The organism is Promicromonospora sp. NPDC060271 (assembly GCF_042726755.1).
In the GTDB taxonomy this organism is placed as follows: Bacteria; Actinomycetota; Actinomycetes; order Actinomycetales; family Cellulomonadaceae; genus Promicromonospora.
This window is the reverse complement of the sequence record NZ_JBHXBG010000243.1, coordinates 1-6392: the sequence shown is the minus strand read 5'-3', so window position 1 is coordinate 6392 and position 6392 is coordinate 1. Positions and strand designations below refer to the sequence as shown.

8 protein-coding genes and 1 riboswitch are annotated in these 6392 nt (G+C 70.9%); of the genes, 4 read left to right on the top strand and 4 right to left on the bottom strand.

Features of this window, described 5'->3' with window-relative positions; all coding sequences use genetic code 11:
- Positions 1-56: 56 nt before the first annotated feature.
- The 4 genes from ACFWE2_RS23990 to ACFWE2_RS23975 form a co-directional block, all read right to left on the bottom strand.
- On the bottom strand, positions 57-1319 hold the full coding sequence (locus tag ACFWE2_RS23990) for a uracil-xanthine permease family protein (RefSeq protein ID WP_377226722.1): 1263 nt from the start codon (positions 1317-1319) through the stop codon (positions 57-59).
- A 41-nt stretch (positions 1320-1360) separates the two neighbouring features.
- Positions 1361-2224 carry a serine aminopeptidase domain-containing protein gene (locus tag ACFWE2_RS23985; protein ID WP_377226721.1) on the bottom strand — a complete coding sequence of 288 codons (864 nt, stop codon included), beginning with the start codon at positions 2222-2224 and terminating at the stop codon, positions 1361-1363.
- A 109-nt stretch (positions 2225-2333) separates the two neighbouring features.
- A complete protein-coding gene (locus ACFWE2_RS23980; protein WP_377226720.1) occupies positions 2334-3263 on the bottom strand; it encodes an LLM class F420-dependent oxidoreductase in 930 nt (309 codons plus the stop codon).
- 51 nt (positions 3264-3314) lie between these two features.
- Positions 3315-3932, bottom strand: coding sequence for a disulfide bond formation protein DsbA (locus tag ACFWE2_RS23975; protein ID WP_377226719.1), 618 nt, complete (start codon positions 3930-3932; stop codon positions 3315-3317).
- A gap of 22 nt (positions 3933-3954) precedes the next feature.
- On the opposite strand from ACFWE2_RS23975, the gene ACFWE2_RS23970 reads away from it, so the two are divergent.
- The 4 genes from ACFWE2_RS23970 to ACFWE2_RS23955 all read left to right on the top strand — a co-directional run.
- On the top strand, positions 3955-4149 hold the full coding sequence (locus ACFWE2_RS23970) for a hypothetical protein (RefSeq protein WP_377226718.1): 195 nt from the start codon (positions 3955-3957) through the stop codon (positions 4147-4149).
- A gap of 70 nt (positions 4150-4219) precedes the next feature.
- A complete protein-coding gene (locus ACFWE2_RS23965; RefSeq protein ID WP_377226717.1) occupies positions 4220-4969 on the top strand; it encodes a helix-turn-helix domain-containing protein in 750 nt (249 codons plus the stop codon).
- Between the two features lie 117 nt (positions 4970-5086).
- Positions 5087-5224: riboswitch (FMN riboswitch) on the top strand.
- A gap of 110 nt (positions 5225-5334) precedes the next feature.
- Positions 5335-6018: a nicotinamide riboside transporter PnuC gene (pnuC, locus tag ACFWE2_RS23960; RefSeq protein WP_377226716.1), complete on the top strand. Its 684-nt coding sequence runs from the start codon at positions 5335-5337 to the stop codon at positions 6016-6018.
- A gap of 19 nt (positions 6019-6037) precedes the next feature.
- Positions 6038-6392: Gfo/Idh/MocA family oxidoreductase (locus ACFWE2_RS23955; protein WP_377226715.1), on the top strand; the 355-nt coding region annotated here is incomplete at its 3' end.

Here is a 6392-nt window from a genome sequence, read left to right as displayed (position 1 = left end):
CTATTTGCGCCGCCTGAAGCCTTGAGCGCGCAAATAGCCAGCACTCAACGAGAGGGTCAGGGCTGGGCGGTGCCCCGCCAGCGGCCGATGGCGCCCATGACGTGGTAGATCACCAGCGCGGCGGCGGTGCCGAGGGCGATGGCGCCGAACTCCAGGTCGCCCGCGGTCCACGTGAAGCCCGCGATGCCGATGACGAGCGGCACGGCGGCCGTCGCCAGGTTGACCGGGTCGGAGAAGTTGACCTTGGCCTGCACCCAGATGCGGGCACCCAGGATGCCGATCATGCCGTAGAGCATGGTCGTGACTCCGCCGAGGACGCCCTCGGGGACGCTCGCGATCAGCGCGCCGAACTTCGGCGAGAGGCTGAGCACCAGCGCACCGAACGCGGCAACCCAGTACGCCGCCGTCGAGTACACCCGGGACGCCGCCATGACGCCGATGTTCTCCGCGTACGTGGTGGTGCCCGAACCGCCACCGAGGCCGGCGAGGGTGGTGGCGACGCCGTCGGCCAGCAGCGCCCGCCCGGTCAGCGGGTCGTAGTTGCGACCGGTCATCGCGGCCACGGACTTCACGTGACCCACGTTCTCGGCGATGAGCACCAGCACCACCGGGAGGAACAGGCCGAGCACGTTCGGGTCGAACGAGGGCGCGACGAACTGCGGCAGGCCGAACCAGTCGGCCTTGCCCACGTCCGAGAAGTCGACCTCGCCGCGCACCGCGGCGACGGCGTACCCGATGACGACGCCGAGCAGGATCGCCAGGCGGCCGACGAGGCCCCGGAACAGCACCTGGATCAGGATGATCGAGGCGAGGGTGATCACCGCGGTCACCGGGGAGGCCTTGAAGTTCTGCCAGGCCACCGGCGCCAGGTTCAGGCCGATCAGCGCCACGATCACACCCGTCACCACGGGCGGCATCGCGATCTGGATCCAGCGCGGTCCCGCGAAGTGCACCACGACGCCGACGAGCGTCAGCAGGAGGCCGGTGGCGAGGATGCCGCCGATCGCCGCCGACTGCCCGCTCGACGCCGTCGCCGCAAGGATCGGCGCGATGAACGCGAAGCTCGAACCCAGGTAGCTCGGCAGCTTGTTCCCCGTGATCAGCAGGAAGGCAACGGTGCCGATCGCCGAGAAGAACAGCGTGGTCGCCGGGTCGAACTCCGTCAGGACCGGCACCAGGAACGTGGCGCCGAACATCGCGACGATGTGCTGCAGGCCGATCCCGATGGTGCGCGGCCAGCTCAGCCGCTCGTCCGGGGCGACCACCTCACCAGGGGTGATGCGGGCGCCGTCGCCGTGCAGCTTCCAGCCGAGTCGCATGGTGTTGTCCTTGATCTCGCAACGGGGGTGTCGCGCGGATCCTAGCGGCAGGTACTGCGGTACTCACCGATCAGGTGGTCCGGGACAGGCGGCGGGCAGAGGAACCGCGTGTACCGCTCGTCGTCGTCCACGTAGCGCTTGAGCCAGGACAGGCTGTACCTGGCGATGGTCGTGCTGTCGGCCGTCGGCACGGAGTGCGAGGCGTCACGCAGCTCCAGGTAGGCCTTGTCGCCGTCCGCCGGCAGCGACTCGTAGAAGCGCTCGGAGTGCGACCGGACCGGCGCGATGTTGTCGTCCTCGGCGCCGATGACCAGGGTCGGCGTGGTGACCTCGGGGAACGACTTGTCGGTGTTCCACGGTGCCAGCGGGATCGCCGCCTGCAGCGCCGGGTGGTCCTTGGCGGCCTCCAGGCTGCCGCCCCCGCCCATCGAGTGGCCCATCACGGCGAGCCGTCCGGGGTCGATCCGGTCGGCGAGCTCGGTGCGCCGCAGGTAGTCCAGCGCGGCGAGGAGCTGGTCGCCGCGCCGGTCGGGCGAGTCGGACAGGCGCAGCGTGTCGATGGTGATCACCACGAAACCCTGCGACGCGAGCCGCGGACCCAGCCAGGCGACGGCGGCCTGCGCGGACCGGTAGCCCGGCGACACCGCCACCGCGCCGAACGTGCCCTCGGAGGTGTCGACGGGGTAGTACACCGTGCCGCCGCCGAAGCCCTCGGCGGCGGCACGGGTGATGACCGCTGTCCCGATCTCGAACGGGCCCCGTGCCGCCTCGATGCTCTCCACGGTCGGGTCGGGTCCGCGCTGATAGCTGTCGTCGGCGACGGCTGAGGGCACTGCGACGAGGGTTCCTGCGACGAGCGTGGTCGCCGCGAGAGCGGCTCGGACGGCACGAGAAAGGCTCTGCATGAGTTCTCCGATGTGTGTCGCGGCAAGCACGGCCGACACGACCATAGGAAGAATCTCTCCGCCCGGCCTGCGCTAGTCGTAATTTCGCACCAGGGCCGGGCGGCGTGGGTCAGCCGAGCTGCGGGCGCACCTCGCGCGCAATCAGGTCGAGGTGGTCCAGGTCGGCCAGGTCCAGGATCTGGAGGTAGACCCGCTGGACCCCCGCCGCCTCCAGGGCCGCCAGCCGGTCCACCACCTCGGTGACCGTCCCGGCGATGCCGTGCTCGCGCAGCTCAGCGGGTTCGCGGCCGATCGCCGCAGCACGCCTGGTGAACTCGGCCTCGTCCTGGCCGACGACGGCGACCAGCGCGACGGACTGGACCAGCGAACCGGGCGCGCGCCCGGCGTCGGCCAGCGCCTTGTTGATGACCTCGATGCGTGGGCCGATCGCGTCGATCTCCGGGAAGGACTGGTTGTACTCGTCGCCGTACCGCGCGGCGAGGGCCGGCGTCCGGCGCGGGCCGCCGCCACCGATGAGCAGGGGGATCCTGGACTGCACGGGCTTCGGCAGGGCCGGTGAGTCGACGATCTCGTAGTGCTCGCCCGAGAACGAGAACTTCTCCCCCACCGGGGTGCCCCACAGGCCGGTGACGACGGCGAGCTGCTCCTCGAGGAGGCCGAACCGCTTGTCGGGGAACGGGATGCCGTACGCCCTGTGCTCGGCACCGAACCATCCGGTACCGAGGCCGAGCTCCACCCGGCCGCCGGACATCTGGTCCACCTGCGCCACCTGGATGGCGAGGACGCCGGGGTGGCGGAACGTCGCCGAGGACACCAGCGTGCCGAGCCGCACGGTGGACGTGTCGCGGGCGAGGCCCGCGAGCGTGATCCAGGAGTCGGTGGGGCCGGGCAGTCCGTCGCCGTCACCCATCGCGAGGTAGTGGTCGGACCGGAAGAACGCGCTGAACCCGAGGCGCTCGGTCGCCTGAGCGACGGCAAGCTGGTCGTCGTACGTCGCACCCTGCTGGGGCTCGGTGAAGATACGCAGGTCAAGAGTCATGACCGCAACGATGCCACGGCCCGTCGACGTCGGCCGCGAGCGGCCAAGGGCTCAGTCGAAGGCTGGGTCCGTCGTGCGGGAGCGCTTGATCTCGTAGAAGTACGGGTACCGCGCGAGCGTCACGGAGGCGTCGAACAGGGCCGCCGCCTCCTCGCCGCGCGGGATGCGCGTGAGCACGGGGCCGAAGAACGCGACACCGTCGACGTGGATGGTGGGCGTGCCGACGTCGTCGCCGACGGGCTTCATGCCGGCCTCGTGGGAGGCCGCGAGCGCCGCGTCGTGGTCGGTGGACGTCGCGGCCCCGGCGAGGTCGGCGGGCAGGCCGGCCTCGGCGAGCGCCTCGGCCGCCACCGCGTCGAAGTCCTTGTTCTGCTGGTTGTGGATCCGGGTGCCCGCCGCGGTGTAGAAGGCGGAGAACGCCTCGGGGCCGTGGTCGGTCTGGACCGCCGCGGCGACGCGGCCGATGCCGCGTGACCGCTCGATGCGCGCCCGGTAGCCGTCGTCGATGTCCCTGTCCTTGTTCAGCAGGTAGAGGCTCATCAGCTTGAAGGTCAGGTCGACGTCGCGGAGCTGCGCCACCTCGAGGGCCCAGCGCGACGTGATCCAGGCGAAGGGGCACATGGGGTCGACGTAGACGTCGACGACGGGCTTGGCAGCGGTCTCGGTCACGCCCGCAGACTACGCTCACTGCGTGACCGGGATCCGTTGGGCGAGTCTCGCCACCGTCGTCGGCGGTGGGGTGATCTTTCTGGTGTGCCTTGTCGGAGTTGTACTGGGTCATCCGTGGTCGGCGGTACCCGGCGGCCTCGCCCTGCTGATGGCCGTGCGCGAGGTGCGCTACCTGCACAGACTGCGGTCCGGCAAGATCTCCGACCCGGAAAACTAGCACCTTGGACACCACGTATCGCTCAAGGATTTTTCCCGCGGTCCGAGGGGTACGCGGTAGCCTGCCTGGCATGACCGCCGTCCGTACCCACACGCATGCGCAGGCAGTTGACGTCGCGGTGGACCTGTTCACCCGGCAGGGGTACGAGGGGACCACCGTCGAGGAGATCGCCGACGCCGCAAAGGTCAGCCGGGCCACGTTCTTCCGCCGGTACCGCTCGAAGGAGGACGTGGTCTTCGCCGACCACGAGCTCCTGCTCGAGGAGGTGGTGGTGATGCTGGCCGCCACCCGCCCCGACGCCCGCACCAGCGAGGAGTCCGGGCACGACCTCGGCCGTGCCTGGGATCCCGACATCGACCCGTATCTCGAGGTGTGCCGCGCGGCACGCATGGTGTTCGACCACCATGTGGGCCAGCGCGAGACGTCGCTCGCCCGGTACGCCCTGCTGCAGCAGGTCCCTGCCCTGCGCGACCGTGAGCTCATCACCACGCACCGCTACGAGCGGGCGTTCACGCACTACCTGCGCGACACGCTGCCGCCGGAGCGGTCGACGTCCACGGCGTCGATCGCGTTCGCCGCGTCCGTCGTCGCCGTGCACAACGCGATACTGCGGCGCTGGCTGCGTACGCCGTCGCTCGAGCTGCGACCGGAGCTCGAGGAGGCGTTCGCCGACCTGCGGCGGGCCGCCGTCCTCGGCGCCGCCGGCCACGCTCCGGCGGACAGCGGCACACCGGCCGGCCGCCGTGTGGTCGTGACCGTGGTCTCGGGCGGGGCAGGGCCCGACGAGGTGGCTCGCGCGGTCAGGGAAGCGCTCGCGTAGCGAGCTCACCCGGCATCCGCGGCAGCGGCCCTTCCGGCCGGGAATGACGTCGTGGCATCCTGTGTTCCGCTAGCCGTAGTCAAGCAGTCAGTGCAGTAGTTCAAGTGCAGCAGATGCACACGTGCTCCGGGGTCGGTGAAATTCCGAGCCGGCGGTGACAGTCCGCGACCCGGGTCGCTCCTTCGGGAGAGGCCCGGTTGACCTGGTGAAACTCCAGGACCGACGGTTAAAGTCCGGATGGGAGGAAGCACGTGCGGCGCGCGCCGTCACCCTCGGGGTGCCGTCCCGCGCCGTCGTCGGTGTCCTTGTGGCGCGCCGACCCTCACCCCGGAGTCCCCGTGTGCGGACCTTCGGAGGGAAGAGACATGGACTGGTTCCGCGCCGCCTATGACGCGACATTCCTGGTTGCCGACCAGCAGATCTACTGGCGCGAGGTCATCGGCAACCTGTTCGGGCTGGTGTCGGCGCTCGGCGGCCTGCGCCGCAAGGTGTGGGCCTGGCCGGTCGGCATCGTGGGCAACATCCTGCTCTTCACGGTGTTCATGGGCTCATGGTTCGGCGACGCGACGCGAGCGGACATGCTGGGCCAGGCCGGCCGGCAGATCATGTTCATCGCCGTCTCGATCTACGGCTGGTACCGCTGGCGCGAGACCCAGCGCACGGGTGTCGGCGCGGTGGCGGTGCATCCCCGCTGGGCCTCGTGGCAGGCCCGCGTGGGCCTGGTGACCGGCATGTTCGCCGGCACGCTGCTCCTGACGCCGCTCTTCCGGGCTCTCGGCTCGTACGAACCGGTCTGGGCGGACGCCTGGATCTTCATGGGCTCCGTGCTCGCGACGTACGGCATGGCCAAGGGCTGGGTCGAGTTCTGGCTGATCTGGGTGGCCGTCGACCTCGTCGGCGTGCCGCTGCTGTTCTCGGCCGGGTACTGGGCGACCGCGCTGATGTACGTGATCTACGGCCTGTTCACCCTGTTCGGGTTCTTCGCCTGGTGGCGCATCAGCCGCCGTGAGGGTGCGGAGCCGGACGGGGCGGCGGTCGCCACCGCGTGAGGGCGTAGCGTCGGGCTCCGTGACCTCACGGGACCGCACGGCCAGGATCGGGATCGTCGGCTCGGGCTTCCGGGCCCGGACCATGTTGCGGGTGCTGCACGCGCTGCCCGACCGCTTCGAGGTGGTCGGCGTGGCCACCCGCAACGCGGCGGATCGCGCTGAGCTGGCGGCCGGCGGACTGTCCGCCGCGGGCCTGCCCGGGCTCCCGGCGCCCGCCTACGCCTCGGTGTCCGAGCTGCTCGCCGGCGGCCGGCCCGACGTCGTCCTGCTGACCCTGCCCGCCGGGGCGGCCCAGCCGGTGATCCGCGACCTCGCCGCTGCGGGCGTCCCCGTCCTGACGGAGACGCCCGCAGCGGGCACCGTCGAGGAGCCCC

Bases quoted from the DNA above. Each gene is read 5' to 3' on its own strand.
- ACFWE2_RS23990 (WP_377226722.1), bottom strand. From the start codon at position 1,319: ATGCGACTCGGCTGGAAGCTGCACGGCGACGGCGCCCGCATCACCCCT.
- ACFWE2_RS23985 (WP_377226721.1), bottom strand. From the start codon at position 2,224: ATGCAGAGCCTTTCTCGTGCCGTCCGAGCCGCTCTCGCGGCGACCACG.
- ACFWE2_RS23980 (WP_377226720.1), bottom strand. From the start codon at position 3,263: ATGACTCTTGACCTGCGTATCTTCACCGAGCCCCAGCAGGGTGCGACG.
- ACFWE2_RS23965 (WP_377226717.1), top strand. From the start codon at position 4,220: ATGACCGCCGTCCGTACCCACACGCATGCGCAGGCAGTTGACGTCGCG.
- pnuC (WP_377226716.1), top strand. From the start codon at position 5,335: ATGGACTGGTTCCGCGCCGCCTATGACGCGACATTCCTGGTTGCCGAC.